Origin of the sequence: Proteus columbae, assembly GCF_009914335.1 — a bacterium.
Lineage (GTDB): Bacteria > Pseudomonadota > Gammaproteobacteria > Enterobacterales > Enterobacteriaceae > Proteus.
The window spans coordinates 24,203-46,236 of record NZ_CP043925.1 but is presented as its reverse complement, the minus strand read 5'-3'; the positions used below and the strand labels follow the sequence as shown (position 1 = coordinate 46,236).

Here is a 22,034-nt window from a genome sequence, read left to right as displayed (position 1 = left end):
CGCTGTTTATGAAAATCTTTGTGGTAGGGCCTTCATGGGTCGGGGACATGATGATGTCTCAAAGTCTTTATCGTACATTGAAAGCATTACATCCTGCGGCAACGATTGATGTGATGGCACCAGCGTGGTGCCGTCCATTACTTGAAAAAATGCCAGAAGTTGATAATGCTATCCCAATGCCGTTAGGCCATGGTGCATTAGCGATTGGTGAGCGTCGTCGTTTAGGAAAGCAATTAAGAGAAAATGGTTACACGCACGCTTATGTATTACCTAACTCGTTTAAATCTGCATTAGTCCCTTTCTTTGCAGATATTCCTAAGCGCACAGGCTGGCGTGGAGAAATGCGTTATGGCCTATTAAATGATTTACGCCCTTTAGATAAAGATGCCTTCCCGCTGATGGTTGAACGCTATGTGGCTCTAGCTTATGACAAGCAAAAAGTCCAAAAAGCGACAGATTTACCTCAACCTCTGCTTTGGCCTAAGTTATCGGTCACAGAGCGTGATATATCTACCGCATTGACTCAATTTTCATTATCTACACAGCGCCCTGCCATTGGTTTTTGCCCCGGTGCTGAATTTGGTCCTGCAAAACGTTGGCCTCATTATCATTATGCAGCTTTAGCACAAAAATTAATTGCTGAACAGGGTTATCAGATTTTCCTTTTTGGCTCTCAAAAAGATAAAGAAGCGGGTGAAGAGATAAAACAAGCCCTAACGCCAGAAGCCCGTGAAGCCTGTTTTAATCTGGCAGGTGAAACCAGCCTTGAACAAGCGGTTAATTTGATTGCGTCTTGTAAAGCCGTCGTCAGTAATGATTCTGGTTTAATGCATGTGGCAGCTGCATTAGAACGCCCATTAGTCGCACTTTACGGCCCAAGTAGCCCTGATTTTACACCTCCGTTATCCTATAAAGCGCGTGTGATCCGTTTAATTACGGGCTATCACAAAATCCGTAAAGGAGATGCTGAACAAGGCTATCACCAAAGCTTAATTGATATTCAGCCAAAGCAAGTCTTTGCGGAACTTGAACACTTATTGTCAACGGAGCCATCAGCGTGAAGCGGGTATTAATCGTTAAAACCTCATCTATGGGAGATGTTTTACATACATTGCCCGCATTGACTGATGCAATAAATGCGTATCCGGATATCCGTTTTGACTGGGCTGTTGAAGAAGGCTTTGCACAAATTCCAAGCTGGCACCAAGCTGTTGATACTGTTATTCCAGTAGCAATACGCCGTTGGCGTAAAAATTGGTTTAGTGCGCCTATTCGTGCTGAGCGCGCACAATTTCGTCAAGCGATTCAAGCTCATCATTATGATGCTGTGATTGATGCACAAGGTTTACTAAAAAGTGCATTTTTAGTGACACGCTACGCCAAAGGCACTAAACACGGCTATTCTCGTCAATGCGCCCGCGAACCTTTAGCCAGTTTTTTCTATAATGTTCACCATGATGTCAGCAAAAAAATGCATGCGGTTGAACGTATTCGCCAACTCTTTGCGCTGAGCTTAGATTATCCAATCCCACAATCTCAAGGTGATTATGGGATTGCACAGCATTTTCTCTCACTTCCATCCTTTGATGAGCACCCTTATTTGGTATTTTTGCACGCGACAACTCGTGATGAAAAACACTGGCCAGAATCCCATTGGCGAGAATTAATCGCCCTACTTGCTGATTCAGGATTGCGTATTAAATTGCCTTGGGGTGCAGAGCATGAACATCAACGTGCTATCCGCCTAGCTAAAGATTTTAACTATGTTGATGTGTTGCCAAAAATGTCACTCGCTGATGTTGCTCAAGTGATTGCTGGTGCAAAAAGGGTAGTTTCTGTGGATACGGGGTTAAGCCACTTAACCGCGGCATTAGATAAACCGAATATCACTCTATTTGGCCCTACCGATCCTGGTTTAATCGGCGGTTACGGTAAGGCACAAATGTCTGTGAAAGCAGAAGGTGGAGATATTGGTGAGATAAAGCCACAGCAAATATTCGACCTTCTTGATATTTAGTCTTATAAACCCTAAAGATCACTAGCCTTTTAGAGTTTTATTGACTGCATTAAAGACTTCATCAACAGTAATTACATCCATAATCGACTCTGGAGCTTCACAAAAGAGAGGCTCTTTCTTAATCACTGTATGTAGCTCAAGATCTTGGTAAGGACCTGTTGAACAAGGATTTGCGGTGACAAATAAACTCACAGTTGGTCGTTTTAATGTAATCGCTAAATGTAAGGGTCCTGTATCACCAGTCACTAATACGTTCATCATATTGATATGACTTAATAAGTCTGGTAATGACGTTTTACCAACTAAGTTTTCTATATTTTTGTGATAATTAACAGGAAGTAATTTGAAAAATTCATCAGATAAATTTTGCTCATGAGGTGCTCCAATTAATTTAATTATCAATGAATTATCACTGTTAATTAATTGTTGAGCTAACTCGACAAAATGAGAGACAGCCCATCTCCGTTCTGGCGTTGACGTCCCCATCTGAAAGCCAATCACTTTATATTCTATTTTTGGTAATAACTTTATCTTACAAGGGATTTCCATATCAGTGCTTACATTTGTGATGCCTAAATGACTGACAAGATCTAATTTACTTTGAACAAGATGTACTGGTGTGGTGTTATGATCAGCAACAATCCATTTTGTAAACCACTTAGGAAGTTCATGAAAAGTATTACGTAAAATATATTGGCAACCTGCCATTACTGCGAATAGAACATCATAAGGGAGGTGAGAATGTAAAATTACGGCTAATTCAGGCTTATATTTTTTCGCCTGTAAGGCAATAGGAAGTAAGTTTTTTATTTTATTATCCCAATAAATCACACTATCTATTTGGTCATAGTTCTCTACTAATAACCTATTTTTCTCACTAGACACTAATGTGATATGAGCATCTGGATAATGCGCACGAATGGCTCTTATCGCTGGGGTATTAAACATAAAATCCCCAAGCGCAGTCGTTGAAAAAATAAGAATACTGTTAAATTGAATATCTGATGAAAACGTATCCGTTTTTTTCATCTTGCCAAAAAGTGGGTTATAGATATTTAAGAAGTTATGTACCCATTTTAGTTTTTTCAACTTCATCTTACTTTGCCTGTACCTTACTTTGATAATACTCAGCCAACGTCATGCCCTGCACTTTATCTTTTAAGAAACTAAATAGCGTTTCTAAATCGCTATATAGCCCTTCGATATCTTTTTCTGTGCGGAATGTGGGGCTACCACCTGGCATAAATTCAGACGAGTGCAACATAAACTCAATATGATCATGACCTTGTGCTAAAGATTTTTCTGCTACTTCAATCATCTGTTGTGCATTTCCGCCTTTAGGACGTAGCCAATTTACAGAAGGTGCTCGCTGTTTACCTCTTAATTTATCGTAACCTTGCTTAAATTTATTCATTAAAGGTGAGTGCTTATATTGAATACTCATTGGCACTTCTAGCAACGTAGAGTTCCCCGTTTTAGTGATATCCTCTAGATCCATAAAATAAGCATGACTTGGAAAATCAGTGTAATTTGTTCCGCCCGATTGCGCGGGATCACCTTTGGTAAAACGCCAATCCACTTTAGGTGTTACAGAGCAATCAACTTGATAACCAAATTCAACTAAAAGCTGTGCATAAATTTCATTAAATGCCCAACGACCCGCTCGATGACTTAACATTTTGGTTTGTAGTTTATTTTCAAGTAAGTCAGTCATTAATGCGATTTTTTCTCGCATTTGATCTTTAGGATATTCAACTAAGTAAGGCTGATGATGTAAATCATCATGGGTTAAAGGGACAAGTGGTGGGCTATTCCATGCATGCAAGTGCATACCAATTTCGCCCGTATTACGAGCAATAACATCACGAGCAAACTCAATATAAGCATCATCCATTACCATTTCATAGTTTGTTAACCAAACAGGTTTAAAATGAAAATGCTCGCAAAGTTGCTGAAAACGGGGTAGAAAGTTCGTATTTTTTGTGGTGATATCACGTTCGTTTTCCCAAAGATTATCGCCTTCGGTATCTAATGTGATAATAAATGCTGGTTTTTTCATGCATACCCTGCCAATTAATGGATAATAGGCTAATAAATTTATATTTAATACTATGGCATGCAGTGTAAAACATCAATTCAATCAATATAAATTAGGTTTTATGGATGCTTTTGGCTGTTTTGTTTACAATTAGAGTATCTCACTAAAGCTAAAGTAATTATGACTAATATAAATCAATCATTTAATAGAATACTGGTTATTAAACTCCAACATCATGGAGATATGTTATTAACGACGCCCGTTATATGCTCATTAAAATCAGCTTATCCTAATGCAACGATTGATGTTTTATTATACAAAGAAACATTACCTATGCTTGAGCACAACCCATTCATCAATAATATTTTTTATCTTGATCGTAATTGGAAACATCAAGGTAAATTCACTCGATTAAAAAAAGAGTGGGAGCTTGGTCGAATATTAAAAAAACAGCAATATGATTTAGTTGTTAATTTAGCTGATCAGTGGAAAGCTGCAATTTTTGCTTTAGTCACTAAAGCACAAGTGCGCTTAGGTTTTGAATTTGAAAAGCGCAAAAACAGTCAGTTTTGGCAAAAATGCCACAATATTATTGTCTCTACGGCAGATCATGGACAGCTACACACTGTTGAACAAAATCTGAGTATCCTTGCTCCACTTAATATTCCTATCATTTCAGATGTTATGATGGCTTATAGCGAAGCAGATAAACAGTGGTTAACTGAGACTATTGAAAAATATCATCTCCCTAAAAACTATATCGTTATACAACCAACCTCTCGCTGGTTTTTCAAATGCTGGGATGAAGATAAAATGGCGACTTTAATTACAAAGCTTCAGCAAAATCATTATTCCGTAGTGTTAACTTCGGGCCCAGAAGCAAAAGAATTAGAGATGATACAAACTATTTTGGCACACTGCCCAAACAAAGATGTGATAACAGTTTTAGCTGGGCAAACATCTTTATCTCAACTTGCTGTATTAATTGATAATGCAGGACTTTTTATTGGTGTTGATTCTGTCGCAATGCATATGGCAGCTGCATTAAAAACACCTTTAGTTGCTCTTTTTGGTCCTTCTAAACTTGAACATTGGCACCCTTGGCAAGCCGTAGGTGAAACAATATGGGCAGGCAATTATGACGATATTCCACACCCAGACCATATAAAGACAGACACCCAACAACGTTATCTTTCCGCTATTCCGGTTGATGTGGTTTACAACACAGCTATAAGGCATTTATCTTAATGAATCACCCGTTACGACTCGCCATTGTCAGACAAAAATATCGCCCAGATGGGGGAGCAGAACGCTTTATTGCGCGCGCGTTAGATGCATTATCCAACGATGACCTTGAACTCAATGTGATCACGCGAGAATGGCAAGGTAATACTAATCCAGATTGGCATATTCACTTATGCAATCCACGAAAATTGGGTAGGATTAGCCGAGAATCGGGTTTCGCTAAGGCAGCTAGAGCATGTTGGCAGGAAAATCATTTTGATATTGTTCAAAGCCATGAACGTATCGCAGGTTGTGATATTTTTCGTGCTGGTGATGGTGTACATCGCCGATGGCTATTACAACGCCAAAGAATATTGCCTAATTGGAAAGGTCGTTGGCTATTTTATGATAGATACCACCGCTATGTAATGAATGCAGAAAAACAGATGTATGCCGATCCCGCATTAAAACAAGTTATCTGTAATTCACAGATGGTTAAAAATGAAATTATTGAGGATTTTGGTGTTTCTGCCGATAAAATAACTGTCATTTATAATGCAATTGACCATAATGCTTTCGTACCTGCAACAAGTTCTCAAAAAGGGACATTAAAAACACAATATAATATTCCACACGATGTACCTTGCTTTATTTATGTGGGATCAGGCTTCGAACGTAAAGGTTTAGCGGCTGCTATCTCAGCAATAGCAAAGACATCAGCTATATTGTTAGTTGTTGGAAGTGATAAAAATCAGCGTAAATATGAACAACTCGCAACACAATTAGGTTGTGAGCAACGTATTTTCTTCTTAGGTATGCAGAAAAAAACACTCGATTTTTATCAAATAGCGGATGCATTACTACTTCCTACTCTTTATGACCCTTTTCCTAATGTTATTCTTGAGGCATTATCGTGTGGTTTACCGGTGATCACCTCAACGACTTGTGGTGGTGCCGAATTTATTCAACATGGTAAAAATGGATTTGTTTGTGATGCATTAGATATTTCAGCATTAACTGATGCGATTACACAGATCCCAAAAGAAACAGCGTGGACTGAGATGTCACAAGTGGCGAGAGAGACCATTCTCCCTTATACACCACAACGATTATCAGGCGAGCTTATTTCACTTTATAAACGGATATTAGCCTTGTGAGTCAACAACATATACTTTTTATTATTGATGGATTACCGGGTGGTGGCGCTGAAAATGTCACGCTCAGGCTAGCTAATGGTTTTCATCAAGCAGGATACCAAGTCACATTATTATCCTTACATAATAAATTAGCGTATGAACTACCTGATTTTATTGATTATATTGTTGATCATGATAACTATCGTGGAATTTTTAGAAAATTAACTGAAATATCGCGTAGAGCAAAATCGCTTGATAATGTACTCACTCAACTTTTTGCTAAAAAAGGGCGCCCAGCGCTTGTTCTTTCTAATTTACATAAAACAGACCGTATTGTTTGTCGCTCTAAACAACTAAAAAGCTGCAATGTTTGGTACTGTATTCACGGCATTTACTCTCAATCTTATCTTGGCAATAAATCAGGATTTTCATATTGGTTGAAAAAAATAAAAATCCAACGAGTTTATCGAGATAAAAATCTCGTTTGTGTTTCTAATGCGGTAAAAGATGATCTAATCAATGCCATTGGTATTCATGCTGAACAACTAAAAACTATTTATAACCCATTTAATATTGAAGAAATACAGCAAAAAGCCACCCTTTCTAATCCATTTGCCGAACAAGATTATATCCTGCATGTGGGTCGATTACATGAAGTAAAAAGACAAGACAGATTAATTGAGGCTTTTGCTAAAGCCGATTTACCTTGCCAACTCATTATATTAGGTGAAGGTACTCCCACCGTTAAACAGCAATTAGAAGCTCAAATTAAACAACTTAACTTAGTGGAGAAAGTCACACTTGCGGGTTTTATCTCAAACCCTCTCCCTGCAATCAAAGGCGCTAAAGTGGTTGCATTAAGCTCTGATAGTGAAGGGCTTCCTACTGTATTAATTGAAGCATTAATATGTGGTGTGCCTATCGTCAGTACTCGATGCCCTGGTGGGGTCAGCGAAATTATGACAGACGAGCTTTCTGATTACCTCTCTACAATGGATAGTGACTCTCTCGCAGAAAAACTTCGCCTTGCGTATTATTCACAGCCTCAAATATTGCCATCATCCTATGCAAAATTTGAACTAAACCATATTTTAAAGCAGTATATCGCTTTAATTCCTTAATCCGCGCTTACTTGTTTTACACACTTTCTCTCACACAGTGTGATACTATAAGCGTTCGTCCAGATAAGTGAATTTGATAGCATGTTGTTGCGTTTATATCAGGTACTTCTTTACCTTATCCAACCTCTGATTTGGTTGCGTCTTTTATTACGCAGCCGTAAAGCACCCGCCTACCGTAAACGGTGGGGAGAGCGCTATGGCTTTTGCAAAGGCAAAGTCGTCCCTCAGGGTATATTATTGCATTCCGTTTCTGTCGGTGAAACACTCGCCGCAGTGCCGCTTGTTCGAGCCCTTCGTCATCACTATCCTGATTTGCCCATTACCGTCACTACTATGACACCAACTGGCTCAGAACGTGTGCGTTCTGCATTTGGTGATGATGTTTACCATGTCTACCTTCCTTATGATTTACCGGGGTCAGTTAATCGTTTTCTTAAAACAGTTGACCCCAAATTGGTGATCATTATGGAAACGGAGTTATGGCCTAACCTGATTTCAAAACTTCATCAACGAAAAATCCCGTTGATTATTGCTAATGCACGTTTATCAGAACGCTCTGCTGCGGGTTACCAAAAATTGGGCAGCTTTGTCAAAACGATGCTCCAAAAAATCACTTTGATTGCCGCTCAAAATCAGGAAGATGGTGAACGATTTATCGAGCTTGGTTTAAAACGTTCGCATTTACATGTTACAGGTAGCCTAAAATTTGATATTTCTGTCACCCCAGAGTTAGCCGCAAGAGCGGTTGCTTTGCGCCGTCAATGGGCTGCTCACCGCCCGGTTTGGATAGCAACAAGTACCCATGAGGGTGAAGAAACCATTATTTTAGAGACACATAAAAAGCTACTGACACAATTTCCTCAGCTTTTGTTAATTTTAGTACCTCGCCACCCAGAGCGTTTTCCTAAAGCCGAACAATTAACACGCGAAGCAGGGTTAAAATATACCTTACGAAGTACCGATGCTGTGCCAGATGCACAAACGCAAGTGGTTATTGGCGATACAATGGGCGAGCTTATGTTGCTCTATGGTATTGCAGATTTAGCCTTTGTTGGCGGGAGTTTGGTTGAGCGTGGTGGTCATAATCCTTTAGAAGCCGCTGCTCACGCTATCCCTGTTATCATGGGACCTCATACTTTTAATTTTAAAAATATCTGTGCCAAACTTGATCAAGCTGAAGGATTAATTACGGTTACAGACAGTGAATCGATGGCGACTGCTATTGCTTCATTGCTTAATGATGAAGATTATCGCCGTTATTATGGTCGTCATGCAGTTGAAGTGCTTCATGAAAATCAAGGGGCATTACTGCGTTTACTTACCTTACTTTCACCTTATCTTCCTCCACGGAGTCACTAATGAGCCAAAGTAAGCGCCTTTCTGTAGTGATGATCAGCAAAAATGCAGCTGATATCATTGGTGAATGCTTAGACTCAGTACAATGGGCTGATGAAATCATTGTATTAGATTCTGGTAGCCAAGATGACACCTACCGTATTGCGACAGAGAAAGGGGCGAAAGTCTTTGTAAACAGTGAATGGCCTGGGTTTGGTAAACAACGCCAGTTAGCGCAGCAATATGCCTCTGGTGATTATATTTTTATGATTGATAGTGATGAACGTGTCACTCCTGAACTCAAAAGCAGTATCCTCGCAGTATTGCAACAACCTGAAGAAAATGTCATTTATAACTGTGCTCGCCGTAACTTATTTATGGGGCGATTTATGAAACACAGCGGTTGGTATCCCGATAAAGTGACACGTTTATATGCCCGTGAGCATTATCAATATAATGATAATTTAGTGCATGAATCATTAGAAACAAAAGGTGCAACAGTAAAAACCTTGCAAGGTGATCTACTGCATCTTACCTGCCGTGATTTAATGGAATTTCAGCAAAAACAGCTAAAATATGCCTCCGAATGGGCAAAAGAGCGCCATCAACAAGGTAGAACAACAAGTTATGGTTCTATCTTAAGCCATACTGCTGGTGCTTTTTTTAAGACATGGTTGTTAAGAATGGGGTTTTTAGACGGGAAACAGGGATTAATACTGGCATTTGTTAACGCACAGTATACCTTTAATAAATACGCCTCTTTATGGGAACTCAGCCAGAAGACTGTAAATCATGAAAAATAAAGCTATCTATCCCGGAACCTTTGATCCTATCACTTATGGTCATATTGATATTTTAACGCGTGCGGCAGGTATGTTTGATACTGTTTTATTAGCGATTGCTGATAGCGCCCGTAAAAATCCTATGTTCACCTTAGAAGAGCGGGTTAATTTAGCCAAAGAAGTGACAAGCCATTTACCTAATGTTGAAGTGGTGGGATTTAGTGAACTGATGGCTAACTTTGCTAAGCAACAACAAGCCACCATTTTAATTCGCGGTGTCCGCTCTGTTTCTGATTTTGAATATGAATGGCAACTTGCGAATATGAACCGTCACTTTGCGCCTGATCTTGATAGTGTATTTTTACTGCCTTCTCAAAATCTTTCATTTGTCTCTTCATCTTTAATTAAAGATGTGGCGCGCCATGACGGTGATGTCTCTACGTTTTTACCTGAAGTTGTCACCACCGCCATGCTAAAAAAACTCGGTAAAATTTAGCGCTCATTTTCACCATGTTGGCAATGTCGGCAGAAAAATGTGCTACGTTGCCCTTGTTTAATACTTTCTATCGGTTGACCACAAATTAAACAAGGCTTGTCTTTACGCCCATAAACAAATAACTCTTGCGCAAAATAACCTGGCTTACCGTCTGACTGCAGAAAATCTTTTAGCGTTGTGCCACCTTGTTCAATAGAACGGGTTAATACGCGCTTAATCGCCGTGACAAGAACTGCACATTCTTCTTGCGTTAAACTACTGACTTTTCTATCTGGCATAATTCCTGATGAAAATAGTGCCTCATTAGCATAAATATTGCCTACACCAACCACTAATTTATTATCCATTAACCACGGTTTTATCGCCGTTTTTTTATTTTTGGATTGTTGATAGAGATATTCGGCATTAAATTCATCAGAAAGTGGCTCTGGCCCTAAATGCGCTAATACAGAGCTTGTGGCTAAGTCTTCACACCATAGCCAAGCACCAAAGCGTCGTGGGTCGGTATAGCGGAGCACTTTACCATCACGAAAAATCAAATCGATATGATCATGTTTCTCTTCAGGTTGTTCCTCTAATAGAATACGAACACTCCCTGACATTCCTAAATGAATAATGATCCACCCTGTATTAAGCTCGATTAGCAAATATTTAGCACGTCGCTTTACACTTAAAATAGGCTCATCCAGTAACGTTTTTATTTTTTCTGAAACAGGCCAACGTAATTTGCTATTACGTACAATGGCATAGTGCAACACATTGCCCACAAGATGAGGCTCAATACCTCGGCGACTGGTTTCGACTTCCGGTAATTCAGGCACAAGTTGCTCCATGATTATCAGATAAGAGATACAGCGATAAACACATTTTTATTGTATGATCGCCACTCTATCAAAAGTATAAAGGATGATGGCAGATTATTATGATGGTGTTTAAAGACTATAGTAAAAAATCCCTGTGGAATTTATCCATTATTGGGCTTTACATTATATTGATCTACTTACCAGATATCACTCGCTATAAAAATATTGTGATGGGATTGATTGGTGCAACCGCACTGTGGTATCTGGTGCGTGATTTTAAAACTATCTGCAAGATATTTAAAAATAATCTGTCATTCTCACTGCTATTTTTATTGTTGGTGATTGCTTATTCCATCCTAATTTCTGTCGAACCTAGTATTAGTATTAAAGAGATTAATAAGCCGATACTAAATGGCTTACTGCTTTTTGCGGTAACTTTTCCGATCGTATTATATAAAGAAAAACCTACCGATATTGCAAAGATGGTGATGATAGCTTTTGCAATTGGGCTATTGGTGATTATGGCTAAGGAACTGGTGCAGTATTATTTGGAGTATCAGAAAGGAATTTCTCCATTTACGCAAAAAAGCCAAACAGCACATAGAGAGATATCTTATGCCCTACTTTTCTTCTTCCCAATCATTTTATCTTCCCTTATTTTAAAAAAAAGAAACTCTATTATTAATTGGTTTTTATTAATTTTAATTAGTGCATTATTTATTTTTATAATGCTAGGAACTTTAGCACGGGGGGCATGGATAGCATTAGTAATTATTACATCGCTCACCTTAATTATTAATCGCCAATATCTAATTATTGTAATCTTAAGTAGTTGTATACTATTGTCAGCATCTGCAATTTATCTAAATAATAATTTTATTAATGGTGAGCTTAAATCTAAATTATTTCAACTAAATAGTGGAAAAAGATTCAGTAATGGAACACAAAGCTCCGCATTAGAGCTTATTAAACAAAACCCAATAAAAGGTTATGGTTACGGTAATCAGATTTTTCATAATATTTACGATCCTCTAGTGAGAGATAACCCGCACTGGGTATTTAAAAAATCGAGAGGTCCCCATAATGTCTTTTTAGCTTTCTGGTTTGCAGGCGGTATTTTAGGGTTGATTGGTATTTTCTATTTTTGCTCTTCCATTATTGCCCAAAGTATTCAGTTAATAAGAAAAAACCAAGGTATTATTCGCCAAGCATCCCTTGTATTACTTATGTCTTTCCTCGGTGTTTATGTACTGCGAGGATTATTTGAAAATGCCTATATCAATCAGGTGGGTATTTTGGTGGGATTAATGTTGGCGTTGCGACATGCTTTACTCAATAATCAATCAGCAACACTGTTAGATAAACAGCAATAGATCACTGAATTAACGTCTCTATTGTCTTTAGAATAACCTCAGCCCGTTTATCCCAGTTGTAATAGTTTTCAACTAATGAGCGGGCATGGGCGGTTTTTTCACTTGCTCGTTGTGGATTATCTCTTAACTGTATTATCTGTTTTGCAAAACTTTGTGCATCGCCACTATCTGCAAAACTTACCGCTTTTTCATCTACAACATCACGGATTGAAGGAAAATCTGAAATCACCACAGGTTTTTCCATCGCCATATACTCAAATAACTTAAGTGGTGAAGTATAACGGCTTCCAATACTGGTTAACGTGAGCGGGAGCACACAGATATCGTGCTGGGCAATCGCTTCAAAGCGTTTTTTCGGATCAATAAACCCCAAAAAATTGACCTTATCTTTTACATCCATTTCTTGCGCTAATAAGGTTAATCCTCCGATCTGCTCTGGCGTTCCCCCTGCGATATTCAACCGTGCGTTATCAAGATATTTCATTGCTCGCATCATGGTAGGAATACCCTTCCATTTATGCAGGCTACCTAAATACAGCACTTCAGTTATAGTTTTATCTAATAAAGGAGGAGTAATCTGATAATCCATCGCGGCATGCAAATCAACACCATCAGGGACAACCGTTATTGGTGTAGTAACTTGATATTGCGAAACAATATCATCTCTGAGTAATGAAGTAAGAACGAAAATACCTGTCGCTTGGCTGTAAACCAATTTCTCCATTTTTAATAATTTATGGTATTTAGCACGATTCTTTTTTTTCTCAAATGAATGAGACTCGGCAAAAGATTGCGCAAATATTTCATGGCTTTCAAAAAAAAGGGGAATTTCTGGATAGCTTTCACAAAGATAACAAGCCAGTTTTAAATTACGAGTAAACAATGCATCAACGTTATTTTGCTTAACCCAACGCGCTATCTGTAATGAGAAAAGTTTTTGTGAATTAAATGGAAAATACCATTTACGACGAATATCTCTTAAGGAAACTAAACTTGCATTAGCATGGATTGAACGACCTAATATATCGCTATCTCGATATTGTCCTTTTGGTGTAACTAAAGTGACATGTGCACCCGCTCTGGCAAAAGCATCAACATTTTGCAAAATTTGCAATGAAGCAACTCGTAAGTCAGGAACTGGGTAAGGATCAAGATAGGCAATCTTCATTATTATGACGCCAATGTCTGTAATAAACGTTGTGCAGAATGTTGCCAAGTATAACGTGTTTCTATACGTGAACGTGCATTCTCGCCCATTGTTTTACCTCTGTCGGGTAATTCGCGAAGATGATTAATTGCCATCACAATTTCATCTGCACTACCTGGGGCGACTAAAACCCCAGCGGTACCTTCATTACCGACAACTTCGGGAATACCTCCGATATGGCTAGCAATAACCGGTTTAGCACATGCCATCGCTTCTGCAATCGTAATGCCAAATGCTTCATCCCCAGTACTTGGGAAAATACCAGCATCACTTGCTGCATAAAATTCAGGTAATTGGTTATGCTCAACGGGTTGATGAAAAATAACTTGTTCAGCAATGCCTTTCGCTACCGATTTACTCTTCAATCGCTCTAGATCATCACCCGTACCGATAATCAAGAGCTTAACATCTTCACCTTTCAGCTTTTCAATGGCATCGATTGCGACACTCAAGCCTTTCCAACCAACTAATCGTCCAGCAAATGAGAGTAAAAAAGTAGACTCACCTATTCCTAATCGCTCACGTAACGAGGTAGTCATAGGTTTAAATTTTTCAATATCCACACCATTATAAATCACACTAGGGAATTGCTTAAAATGATGTTGGATTTGCCAAGCATTAAAATGGCTACATGCTACCCATGCTGAAATCTTTTTACCTAATCTGCGATCACCTTTAAAAAAGCTGGTGCCTCCACTCATATAGCAAAAACGCGTTGAGGATGATTTAGGCATCATAGAAGGCCAAAAAAAATCAAAAGGTTTCGTTAAAATAACCCAATCGAATTTTTGACTGATAACATCTTTTTTAGCGTGTCGTGCAAAAGTGTAGCGCTCAACAATACGACGAAAACGACCACCAAGATCGATAACTTTATCTCGCGGTGTATAAGGATAAGTGTGTACCTGTATTTGGCGTCCCGCCAGATTGTGTCGAATATCGCCATTACCACCATAAAGATGAACTTCATGCCCCGCATCATGCAATTGCTTAGCCAGTTCCCAAACCGCTGTTTGGATCCCGCCATAAGACATGGTGATTGTGACATCAATTATACCGATCTTCATGGATTACTTTTTCACCTTCATTCCATCAATGATATTACGCACTGCACCCCACACTTCTTCGACTGATATATCAGCCATATTATCTTCACGGCGGGCATTGTCCAACGACGTTGGATGCTGGATAACCTGACAACAAGAATGCTGTAATGGCGCTAAATAACACCCTGGGTGATAACTATGATATAACGCCACCATTGGGATATCTAAAGCCCCAGCTAAATGTGTGGGACCTGTATCTACCCCAACATAAAGCGATAAATTCGCCATAATTGCCGCATTTTGCCGCATTGAAACTCGACCCGCTAAGGCTAAACAATGCTGTTCACCCATTTGTTTAGCTAAATCAATGGATAATTGTTCACTTTCCTTACTACCTAATAGCAAAAAGTACGCACTCGCGTCATGGGTAATAATCTGTTTTGCTAATTGTAGAAAATTTTCCACAGGCCAATCTCGATAGGCTTTAGCTGGAAAACTTTGCAGTTGAAAACCAATAATATTCTTATTAATTAATGAATTATCTTTTAAAAACTGTTGTGCAAAAGTCGCTTCTTCCTCATTGATAAAGTAACGCAATTGCCAACAACTCGGATAAATCCCTAATGCATTAATTAATAAGGCACGTTCTTTTTGTGCAACTATCGGCGACTTGGGACGAGCAACCCAAGTCACATTGCCTTGTTGCTGAGAAATATCAGCAAAAGCAACGGTATGATGAGATTGGCGACGAGCATAATTCACCAAATCACGATCATTACCGTATACCAAAGCCAAATCATAAGGCTTATGAGGTAACCAACCAGTCCAAACCGCCCTTTTTTTAGAAAAATGCCTAATGCTATCAATATCAGGGTTATGCTCAAGAATGCATGCGCTACGCTTATGTGCAAATACATGAATATGAGCATTGGGCCAGCGCTGTTTTAAGGCATGAATAACGGGAGTGATAAGTAATGTATCACCAAAACGCGCTACCGCTATAACCAATATATTTTTCGGATCCATATGCTTTTTATTTGGCTTAAATGATACATTTACTTCTCAGACTATACACTAAAAAGTATTACAAATATTCATCAATAAGATGAATACACCAAGTTGATAATAGAGATAATCGTTTCACGGCTTTATTATCAACATGAATCATACTGATTTATTTTTATCGTTGATTGCCTGAATAAAGATCCTTTCCATCTTATCTAACATATTATCCAAACTAAATCGTGAAACGGCATGTTCAAGCGCTGCTTGTCCCATTTGTTCACGCAATTTATCTGAGCTCATTAATTTAGCTAAATGACGGGTTAATAATTCTTGTACTTGCGGTACTAATGTAAATCCTGTTTTACCATCAATAACTGCTTCGCTAATCGCGCCAACCGTAGTTGACACGACAGGTAAACCACATGCCATCGCCTGCATAATACCTTGTGGTACACCTTCATTACCAAAAGAGGGTAACGCAAAGAGATCCATTGCATTTAAACAATCTGGTACATCATTACGATTACCAAGGAAAAAGATACTCTGTTCTAAACCAGCCTCTTTCACCATTGGCTCTAGGTTTTTACGCTGAGGGCCATCACCTACAAAAATTAATTGCCAGTCTGGAAACTGCTGATGTAACAATTTCCATGCTTCTACTAAATATTTATGCCCTTTCCATACTCGCATGGTAGCAACAATCCCTAATGTTGGTTTATTAGGTATGCCAATTTTTTCTCTGGCTTGCTGTTTATCTTGTGGAAAAAAACGTTGCAAATCAATTCCTGTAGGAACTGAGGTCATTTTTTCTAATGGAAATTTATTATGCTGATGGAGTGTCTGGCGTAATTTCTCACCTGTTGTCACGACATGCGCACAAGATGAAAGATAAAGCCATCGTGTTGGTAATAAACGTGAAACATCCGTAGAAACATGACGAGTTCGAACAACTACGGGTGAATGACGTAATGTGACACAAGAAGCGGCAACTAACCATGCATCAGTTGAACTATGGGTATTGATAACATCAAATTGGTGACGATGTGACTTTAACCATTGGCGAAGTGCTTTTAATGCTGAACTGCGTTTTTTTTCAATCGGTAGAGTGAAAACCTCAATACCATAATCCGGTGCAGCCTTCGCAATTTTAGATGTAGGACAACACACTAATGCAACTCGGTGCCCTCTGCGGATCATGCCTTGAGATTCCGTCAGTATACGAATTTCCTGACCACCCCAGCCACAAGATGACTCTGTGTGTAATATTGATAATACTGACTTGCTCATCCGCAATCCATTCACCCGATGATTTTAAAAGAGCCATAGTATAGCTAAAGAGTAAGCGAAGATCACAATAGCTTTACTTTGTTATACTTAGCGGGCTCCAGATAACAAAAAACCCGACACTAAGGTCGGGTTTTTTAAGAAAACTAAAATTATTTAATTTTAGCTTCTTTATAAAGCACATGTTGACGAACAACTGGATCGAATTTTTTCATTTCCAGTTTTTCTGGCATAGTGCGTTTGTTCTTCGTAGTGGTATAGAAGTGACCTGTACCAGCAGAAGAAACGAGTTTAATTTTCTCGCGAATACCTTTAGCCATTTTTCAGCTCCTTAGAACTTCTCACCACGGGCACGTAAATCTGCTAATACAGATTCGATGCCTTTCTTATCAATCACACGCATACCTTTAGCAGATACACGCAGAGTTACGAAACGTTTCTCAGACTCAACCCAGAAACGGTGAGAGTGCAGGTTTGGCAGAAAACGGCGTTTAGTCGCGTTTAATGCGTGAGAGCGGTTGTTTCCACTCACAGGACGCTTGCCGGTAACTTGGCAGACTCGGGACATGTCTATTCTCCAAAAATCTAATCAGCTCGAGCTTTAATATCAGGTTTGACCGCCTCGTCAGGCTTTGGAGCCCATCTCAGCAACTTTTAACGATTGAAAAACTGTGTAAACACCTCAGAAAAAACTTGCTGAGATAGGCTCTTCTCGCCAAACCCAAGATCCTCAAAGGTGGCGTAGTATACGCCCAATGGCCTCAACGCTCAAGACCCGTACAAATAAAGATTGACAATAATTACAAAAATATTTGCTATAACCAACCACGTTCTGCAAAAGAAACACAGTTATCATGCCCTATCACAAGGTGATCGAGTACATTTATGCCAACCAACTGACAAGCAGTAAAAATTTTTTCAGTCAATTGTTTATCTGCAAGGCTTGGTTCTGAATGACCAGAGGGATGATTATGAGCAAGAATGATAGATGTTGCATTCTTTTTTATCGATTGACGGACAATTTCTCTCGGATGAACCTCTACTCGGTTAATTGTTCCTTTAAACATTTCTTCAAATGCAATCAATTGGTTTTGATTATCAAGAAACAACACCACAAACACTTCTCGGTCTCGCCAATGAAGTAATTTTTGCAAGTAATGCTTTGTGTCTTCAGAAGAAGAAAGTACATTTTTATACATAAATTGTATTGTAGAAAAACGCTGAGCCATTTCATTGATAGCTTGCAACTGGGTAAACTTTCCCACGCCAACACCTTTAAAACGCCCTAATGTTTCATAATCAGCATTAATAACGTGATAAAGAGAGCCACATTCTTTAAGTAAAAAAGCAGCAAGCTCTAATACAGATTTTTCATAAGTGCCGGTGCGTAAAAAGAGCGCCAATAACTCAATATCAGTGAGTGATTCCACGCCATAAAGTAATAGTTTTTCTCTAGGTAAAAGTTCACTAATCGATTGATTTTCCATCCGTGGACTCCTTAATAAGTAAAGGTAGTGGTATTAATGATCTATTTTATTTATTCACATAGGCATTAAGATCTAGGAGAAACATCACTCATCATTAAATGCCAATCGCAAAACAACTGTTGTTTTATACAGTTAATTTACTATAAACTACTAATCTTGTATAAAAAAGACACATATCAAATTTATGCGAGATGAATCTCAAAAATTTAATCTATAAAACATGAAGTTACATAGAATTCCGAATTCACGATTACCTTGTGGTAAAATTACGGGCAATTATTTATGTACTTAGGCATTTCATCATGACTACACTTCACGACAAAAAGATTATTCTTGGTATCAGTGGTGGTATCGCGGCCTATAAAGCACCAGAACTTGTACGCCGTTTACGTGATAAAGGCGCAATTGTACGAGTTGTAATGACACCCGCTGCTCATGCATTTGTGACGCCTTTGTCACTACAAGCGGTTTCTGGTTTTCCTGTTGCTGATGATTTACTTGATCCAGCGGCAGAGGCCGCTATGGGACATATTGAATTAGGTAAATGGGCTGATTTAATTCTACTTGCACCCGCGACTGCCGATCTTATTGCACGTTTGCGAGTGGGTATGGCAAATGATTTACTTACCACACTCTGTTTAGCGAGTAGCGCGCCTATCGCTATTGCGCCTGCAATGAATCAGCAAATGTACAGAGCCACAATTACACAAGAAAATTTATCTGCTTTAGAACAACGTGGCTGTTTAATTTGGGGGCCTGACTCTGGTAGTCAAGCTTGTGGTGATGTAGGCCCAGGACGAATGTTAGATCCTCTAACTCTCGTCGCATTAGCTGAAAAACAACTTGCTTTACCGCCACAAGATTTTGCAGGTAAAAAAATCACGATAACCGCAGGGCCTACTCGTGAAGCCTTAGATCCAGTGCGTTTTATCAGCAATCATAGCTCAGGAAAAATGGGGTTTGCAATTGCACATGCAGCCGCATTACGTGGGGCTGATGTCACGCTTATCGCAGGACCTGTCACATTACCGACACCGACTTGTGTTAAACGTATTGACGTTGAAAGCGCACAAGAAATGTACGAACAAGTGATGTTAATCGCACCTTCACAAGATATTTTTATTGGTTGTGCAGCTGTTGCCGATTACCGCGCTAAACTTATCGCGACTGAAAAAATAAAAAAACAAGGTGATGAAGTCACCATCACTATGGTAAAAAACCCCGACATTGTCGCGAGTGTTGGAAAAATGGTTGAACACCGTCCTTTTGTTGTTGGATTTGCAGCTGAAACCCAGAATGTGGAAGAATATGCCCGCAAAAAACGAGAACAAAAGCAGCTCGACTTGATCTGTGCCAATGATGTTTCAGCAGAAAATCAAGGCTTTAACAGTGACAATAATGCATTACACCTTATTTGGGCTAATGGAGAAACGCGCTTACCACACAGTAGTAAAGCACAACTTAGCCATCGCCTACTTGACGAGATAGCCAAACATTATGATGAAAAAAATTGATGTTAAAATCCTTGATGCACGTATTGGTCAAGAATATCCACTTCCTGCTTATGCCACAACAGGCTCTGCTGGTTTAGATTTACGCGCTTGCCTTGATGCACCATTGGTTCTTGAACCAGGGCAAACCGAATTATTACCTACAGGTCTTGCTGTACATATTGCCGATGAAGGATTAGCAGCAATGGTGCTTCCTCGTTCAGGTTTAGGCCATAAACACGGTGTTGTATTGGGTAACTTAGTTGGTCTGATTGATTCTGATTATCAAGGTCAACTTATGGTATCAGTTTGGAATCGCGGTCAAACAGCGTTCACCATCGAACCGGGTGAACGTATTGCTCAAATGATCATCGTGCCCGTAGTTCAAGCTGAATTTAATATTGTTGAAGATTTTACTGCAACGGAACGTGGTAGCGGTGGCTTTGGTCACTCTGGCCGCCAATAATAAAGACGTCTTGCATTAATTATATCAATGACGATATCACTCCCTTTGCACTAAAAACCTTAGTGCAAAGGTTTACTGATTTGTTTTGCTTTTAGCAGGGGCCTTATCAGTCATGGCAGAAGAAAAAGAAACCAAAAAGAAAAGAAATAGACGGGATGAAATCTTACAGTCACTTGCCCAAATGTTGGAATCAAGTGACGGTAGTCAGCGCATTACAACGGCGAAGCTTGCCGCTACTGTTGGTGTATCTGAAGCTGCGCTCTATCGACATTTTCCAAGTAAAACCAAAATGTTTGATAGCTTAATTGAGTTTATCGAAGATAGCTTAGTCTCTCGTATTAATTTGATTTTAAAAGACGAAAAAGATGCTGTGGCAAGAATTCGCTTAATTCTTGTCTTGATCCTTGGTTTTGCTGAAAAAAATCCAGGGTTATCTCGTATTTTAACGGGTCATGCTTTGATGTTTGAACAAGACAGATTACAAGGGCGAATAAACCAGCTTTATGAACGCATTGAAGTCCAGCTTCGACAAGTTATCAAAGAACGTAAAATTCGTGAAGGGAGTGCCTTCTTACATGATGAAGCATTACTTGCTTCACAATTACTCGCTTTTTGTGAAGGCATGCTAGCGCGCTTTGTACGCACAGAATTTCGCTATCAACCCACTCAAGAATTTGAAGCCCGCTGGCCATTAATTTTGGCACAGTTACAATGAAATGATGGACTCGTGATTTAACTCAACAATTTGAAATTTACAGATATGCCGTTTTTTTCTTATTTGTGTTAACATGCGTCCTCTGGTACAGAGTTACCTAAATGTATTTATCAGGAATGGCACTCGTGCAGTTCCTACATTGTGGCATTAGCGACTCGCTTTGCCCCTGCTGTAAAAGTCCTTTTTATATTTCAATATCTGTGATAATTGTCGCAGAAGATTCATTGTACTACTCACCCCGCCCATAATTGGGCGAGGGCTTTTTTTTATCTATAATCGGTCAACTCGTTTATCGCGTATTAACTTTATTAATTCACACCGTAGCGTTCACGATAAGCTTTAACCGCAGGTAAATGCTCAGACAGAGTCTTGCTCTCACTTAGGTAGCTAATTAAATCATCCAAAGTAATAATCGAATACACTTGGCATTGATAGTCACGTTTTAACTCTTGTATTGCAGAAAGTTCTTCTCGCCCTTTCTCTTGTCTATCCAAACTTAATAACACCGCAGAAAGCGTTGCATCATGCTGTTTGATGATTTCCATTGACTCACGAATTGCAGTACCTGCTGTAATGACATCATCAACAATCACTACATTACCTTTCAATGGGCTTCCTACTAATGTTCCTCCTTCACCATGATCTTTAGCCTCTTTGCGATTAAAACAGTAAGGGATATCGATATCATGATGTTCAACCAATGCGACTGCCGTTGTAGTTGCAATAGGGATCCCTTTATAAGCAGGTCCAAACAACACATCACAAGACACATTATTATCTAATAATGTTTGCGCATAGAACTGCCCCAGCAAAGCCAAATCACGCCCTGTATTAAATAAACCGGCATTAAAAAAGTAAGGACTCACCCTTCCTGATTTCAGCGTGAACTCACCAAATTTCAGGACATTTTTTGCTAATGCTAGTTCGATAAAGCGGCGTTGGTAGGCTTTCATTTCTTTCTCCTCTCTACGTTACTTGATGACAAATTTTAGGCATAAAAAAAGCGACT

The 22,034-nt window shown here is 39.1% G+C and carries 23 protein-coding genes; 12 read left to right on the top strand and 11 right to left on the bottom strand.

Annotation, left to right across the window (positions count from 1 at the left end; all coding sequences use genetic code 11):
- Window positions 1–8 precede the first annotated feature (8 nt).
- The gene (gene rfaF, locus F1325_RS00200) at window positions 9–1,061 is read left to right on the top strand and encodes an ADP-heptose--LPS heptosyltransferase RfaF (protein WP_109373388.1); all 1,053 of its coding nucleotides are present in this window, start codon (window positions 9–11) and stop codon (window positions 1,059–1,061) included.
- The gene (gene rfaC / locus F1325_RS00195) at window positions 1,058–2,017 is read left to right on the top strand and encodes a lipopolysaccharide heptosyltransferase RfaC (RefSeq protein ID WP_160229850.1); all 960 of its coding nucleotides are present in this window, start codon (window positions 1,058–1,060) and stop codon (window positions 2,015–2,017) included. The genes rfaF and rfaC overlap by 4 nt, the downstream gene beginning before the upstream one ends.
- Window positions 2,018–2,038: 21 nt before the next feature.
- On the opposite strand, the gene F1325_RS00190 is transcribed toward rfaC, so the two are convergent.
- Window positions 2,039–3,112 (bottom strand): glycosyltransferase family 9 protein, encoded by a 1,074-nt coding sequence (locus F1325_RS00190; protein ID WP_160229849.1) that lies wholly within the window; start codon window positions 3,110–3,112, stop codon window positions 2,039–2,041.
- Between the two features lies 1 nt (window position 3,113).
- Window positions 3,114–4,076 (bottom strand): polysaccharide deacetylase family protein, encoded by a 963-nt coding sequence (locus F1325_RS00185; protein WP_109373385.1) that lies wholly within the window; start codon window positions 4,074–4,076, stop codon window positions 3,114–3,116.
- Window positions 4,077–4,235: 159 nt separating this feature from the next.
- Between F1325_RS00185 and rfaQ the strand changes: the two genes are divergently transcribed.
- From rfaQ to coaD, 6 genes are all read left to right on the top strand, one after another.
- Window positions 4,236–5,303, top strand: a complete 1,068-nt coding sequence (rfaQ, locus tag F1325_RS00180) for a putative lipopolysaccharide heptosyltransferase III (RefSeq protein WP_109373384.1) — start codon at window positions 4,236–4,238, stop codon at window positions 5,301–5,303.
- Window positions 5,303–6,436 (top strand): glycosyltransferase family 4 protein, encoded by a 1,134-nt coding sequence (locus F1325_RS00175; RefSeq protein ID WP_109373383.1) that lies wholly within the window; start codon window positions 5,303–5,305, stop codon window positions 6,434–6,436. The genes rfaQ and F1325_RS00175 overlap by 1 nt, the downstream gene beginning before the upstream one ends.
- Window positions 6,433–7,536, top strand: coding sequence for a glycosyltransferase (locus F1325_RS00170; protein WP_109373382.1), 1,104 nt, complete (start codon window positions 6,433–6,435; stop codon window positions 7,534–7,536). Before F1325_RS00175 ends, F1325_RS00170 begins: the two co-directional genes overlap by 4 nt.
- An 81-nt stretch (window positions 7,537–7,617) precedes the next feature.
- A complete protein-coding gene (gene waaA, locus F1325_RS00165) occupies window positions 7,618–8,895 on the top strand; it encodes a lipid IV(A) 3-deoxy-D-manno-octulosonic acid transferase (protein WP_075673244.1) in 1,278 nt (425 codons plus the stop codon).
- Window positions 8,895–9,674, top strand: a complete 780-nt coding sequence (locus tag F1325_RS00160; protein WP_160229848.1) for a glycosyltransferase family 2 protein — start codon at window positions 8,895–8,897, stop codon at window positions 9,672–9,674. Before waaA ends, F1325_RS00160 begins: the two co-directional genes overlap by 1 nt.
- A complete protein-coding gene (gene coaD, locus F1325_RS00155) occupies window positions 9,664–10,149 on the top strand; it encodes a pantetheine-phosphate adenylyltransferase (RefSeq protein ID WP_109373380.1) in 486 nt (161 codons plus the stop codon). The genes F1325_RS00160 and coaD overlap by 11 nt, the downstream gene beginning before the upstream one ends.
- On the opposite strand, the gene mutM is transcribed toward coaD, so the two are convergent.
- Window positions 10,146–10,970 (bottom strand): bifunctional DNA-formamidopyrimidine glycosylase/DNA-(apurinic or apyrimidinic site) lyase, encoded by an 825-nt coding sequence (gene mutM, locus F1325_RS00150; protein WP_109373442.1) that lies wholly within the window; start codon window positions 10,968–10,970, stop codon window positions 10,146–10,148. The two genes, coaD and mutM, sit on opposite strands and share 4 nt — an antisense overlap.
- A gap of 101 nt (window positions 10,971–11,071) precedes the next feature.
- Between mutM and rfaL the strand changes: the two genes are divergently transcribed.
- On the top strand, window positions 11,072–12,325 hold the full coding sequence (gene rfaL, locus F1325_RS00145) for an O-antigen ligase RfaL (RefSeq protein ID WP_160229847.1): 1,254 nt from the start codon (window positions 11,072–11,074) through the stop codon (window positions 12,323–12,325).
- Between the two features lies 1 nt (window position 12,326).
- Here the strand turns inward: rfaL and F1325_RS00140 are convergent, their stop codons facing one another.
- The 7 genes from F1325_RS00140 to radC all read right to left on the bottom strand — a co-directional run bounded on the left by F1325_RS00140 (window position 12,327) and on the right by radC (window position 18,354).
- Window positions 12,327–13,496, bottom strand: a complete 1,170-nt coding sequence (locus F1325_RS00140) for a glycosyltransferase family 4 protein (protein WP_109373441.1) — start codon at window positions 13,494–13,496, stop codon at window positions 12,327–12,329.
- The gene (locus F1325_RS00135) at window positions 13,496–14,599 is read right to left on the bottom strand and encodes a glycosyltransferase family 4 protein (protein WP_160229846.1); all 1,104 of its coding nucleotides are present in this window, start codon (window positions 14,597–14,599) and stop codon (window positions 13,496–13,498) included. The genes F1325_RS00140 and F1325_RS00135 overlap by 1 nt, the downstream gene beginning before the upstream one ends.
- A 3-nt stretch (window positions 14,600–14,602) precedes the next feature.
- Window positions 14,603–15,604 (bottom strand): glycosyltransferase family 9 protein, encoded by a 1,002-nt coding sequence (locus tag F1325_RS00130; RefSeq protein ID WP_109373377.1) that lies wholly within the window; start codon window positions 15,602–15,604, stop codon window positions 14,603–14,605.
- A gap of 138 nt (window positions 15,605–15,742) precedes the next feature.
- Complete coding sequence (locus tag F1325_RS00125; protein ID WP_160229845.1) at window positions 15,743–16,870, bottom strand: glycosyltransferase family 4 protein; 1,128 nt, start codon at window positions 16,868–16,870, stop codon at window positions 15,743–15,745.
- A 149-nt stretch (window positions 16,871–17,019) separates the two neighbouring features.
- Window positions 17,020–17,187, bottom strand: a complete 168-nt coding sequence (gene rpmG, locus F1325_RS00120) for a 50S ribosomal protein L33 (protein ID WP_006534250.1) — start codon at window positions 17,185–17,187, stop codon at window positions 17,020–17,022.
- 11 nt (window positions 17,188–17,198) lie between these two features.
- Entirely contained in the window at window positions 17,199–17,435 is a 237-nt protein-coding gene (rpmB, locus tag F1325_RS00115; RefSeq protein ID WP_036914542.1) for a 50S ribosomal protein L28, read from the bottom strand.
- A 247-nt stretch (window positions 17,436–17,682) separates the two neighbouring features.
- Window positions 17,683–18,354 carry a RadC family protein gene (radC, locus tag F1325_RS00110; protein ID WP_109373375.1) on the bottom strand — a complete coding sequence of 224 codons (672 nt, stop codon included), beginning with the start codon at window positions 18,352–18,354 and terminating at the stop codon, window positions 17,683–17,685.
- Window positions 18,355–18,656: 302 nt separating this feature from the next.
- Here radC and coaBC point away from each other — a divergent pair, with 302 nt between their 5' ends.
- The 3 genes from coaBC (at window position 18,657) to slmA (ending at window position 21,025) form a co-directional block, all read left to right on the top strand.
- A complete protein-coding gene (gene coaBC / locus F1325_RS00105; RefSeq protein ID WP_109373374.1) occupies window positions 18,657–19,868 on the top strand; it encodes a bifunctional phosphopantothenoylcysteine decarboxylase/phosphopantothenate--cysteine ligase CoaBC in 1,212 nt (403 codons plus the stop codon).
- Window positions 19,852–20,310, top strand: coding sequence for a dUTP diphosphatase (gene dut, locus F1325_RS00100; RefSeq protein WP_006534255.1), 459 nt, complete (start codon window positions 19,852–19,854; stop codon window positions 20,308–20,310). Before coaBC ends, dut begins: the two co-directional genes overlap by 17 nt.
- Window positions 20,311–20,422: 112 nt before the next feature.
- Window positions 20,423–21,025 carry a nucleoid occlusion factor SlmA gene (gene slmA, locus F1325_RS00095; RefSeq protein WP_109373373.1) on the top strand — a complete coding sequence of 201 codons (603 nt, stop codon included), beginning with the start codon at window positions 20,423–20,425 and terminating at the stop codon, window positions 21,023–21,025.
- Between the two features lie 308 nt (window positions 21,026–21,333).
- Here slmA and pyrE read toward each other — a convergent pair whose 3' ends face one another.
- Entirely contained in the window at window positions 21,334–21,978 is a 645-nt protein-coding gene (gene pyrE / locus F1325_RS00090; RefSeq protein ID WP_109373372.1) for an orotate phosphoribosyltransferase, read from the bottom strand.
- Window positions 21,979–22,034 lie beyond the last annotated feature (56 nt).

Coding starts and splice junctions, on each gene's coding strand:
- waaA (WP_075673244.1), top strand. CDS start 7,618: ATGTTGTTGCGTTTATATCAGGTACTTCTTTACCTTATCCAACCTCTG.
- radC (WP_109373375.1), bottom strand. CDS start 18,354: ATGGAAAATCAATCGATTAGTGAACTTTTACCTAGAGAAAAACTATTA.
- pyrE (WP_109373372.1), bottom strand. CDS start 21,978: ATGAAAGCCTACCAACGCCGCTTTATCGAACTAGCATTAGCAAAAAAT.
- rfaF (WP_109373388.1), top strand. CDS start 9: ATGAAAATCTTTGTGGTAGGGCCTTCATGGGTCGGGGACATGATGATG.
- dut (WP_006534255.1), top strand. CDS start 19,852: ATGATGAAAAAAATTGATGTTAAAATCCTTGATGCACGTATTGGTCAA.
- F1325_RS00185 (WP_109373385.1), bottom strand. CDS start 4,076: ATGAAAAAACCAGCATTTATTATCACATTAGATACCGAAGGCGATAAT.
- F1325_RS00175 (WP_109373383.1), top strand. CDS start 5,303: ATGAATCACCCGTTACGACTCGCCATTGTCAGACAAAAATATCGCCCA.
- slmA (WP_109373373.1), top strand. CDS start 20,423: ATGGCAGAAGAAAAAGAAACCAAAAAGAAAAGAAATAGACGGGATGAA.
- rfaQ (WP_109373384.1), top strand. CDS start 4,236: ATGACTAATATAAATCAATCATTTAATAGAATACTGGTTATTAAACTC.
- rfaL (WP_160229847.1), top strand. CDS start 11,072: ATGATGGTGTTTAAAGACTATAGTAAAAAATCCCTGTGGAATTTATCC.
- coaD (WP_109373380.1), top strand. CDS start 9,664: ATGAAAAATAAAGCTATCTATCCCGGAACCTTTGATCCTATCACTTAT.
- F1325_RS00130 (WP_109373377.1), bottom strand. CDS start 15,604: ATGGATCCGAAAAATATATTGGTTATAGCGGTAGCGCGTTTTGGTGAT.
- F1325_RS00125 (WP_160229845.1), bottom strand. CDS start 16,870: ATGAGCAAGTCAGTATTATCAATATTACACACAGAGTCATCTTGTGGC.
- rpmG (WP_006534250.1), bottom strand. CDS start 17,187: ATGGCTAAAGGTATTCGCGAGAAAATTAAACTCGTTTCTTCTGCTGGT.
- coaBC (WP_109373374.1), top strand. CDS start 18,657: ATGACTACACTTCACGACAAAAAGATTATTCTTGGTATCAGTGGTGGT.
- rpmB (WP_036914542.1), bottom strand. CDS start 17,435: ATGTCCCGAGTCTGCCAAGTTACCGGCAAGCGTCCTGTGAGTGGAAAC.
- F1325_RS00160 (WP_160229848.1), top strand. CDS start 8,895: ATGAGCCAAAGTAAGCGCCTTTCTGTAGTGATGATCAGCAAAAATGCA.
- F1325_RS00190 (WP_160229849.1), bottom strand. CDS start 3,112: ATGAAGTTGAAAAAACTAAAATGGGTACATAACTTCTTAAATATCTAT.
- F1325_RS00135 (WP_160229846.1), bottom strand. CDS start 14,599: ATGAAGATCGGTATAATTGATGTCACAATCACCATGTCTTATGGCGGG.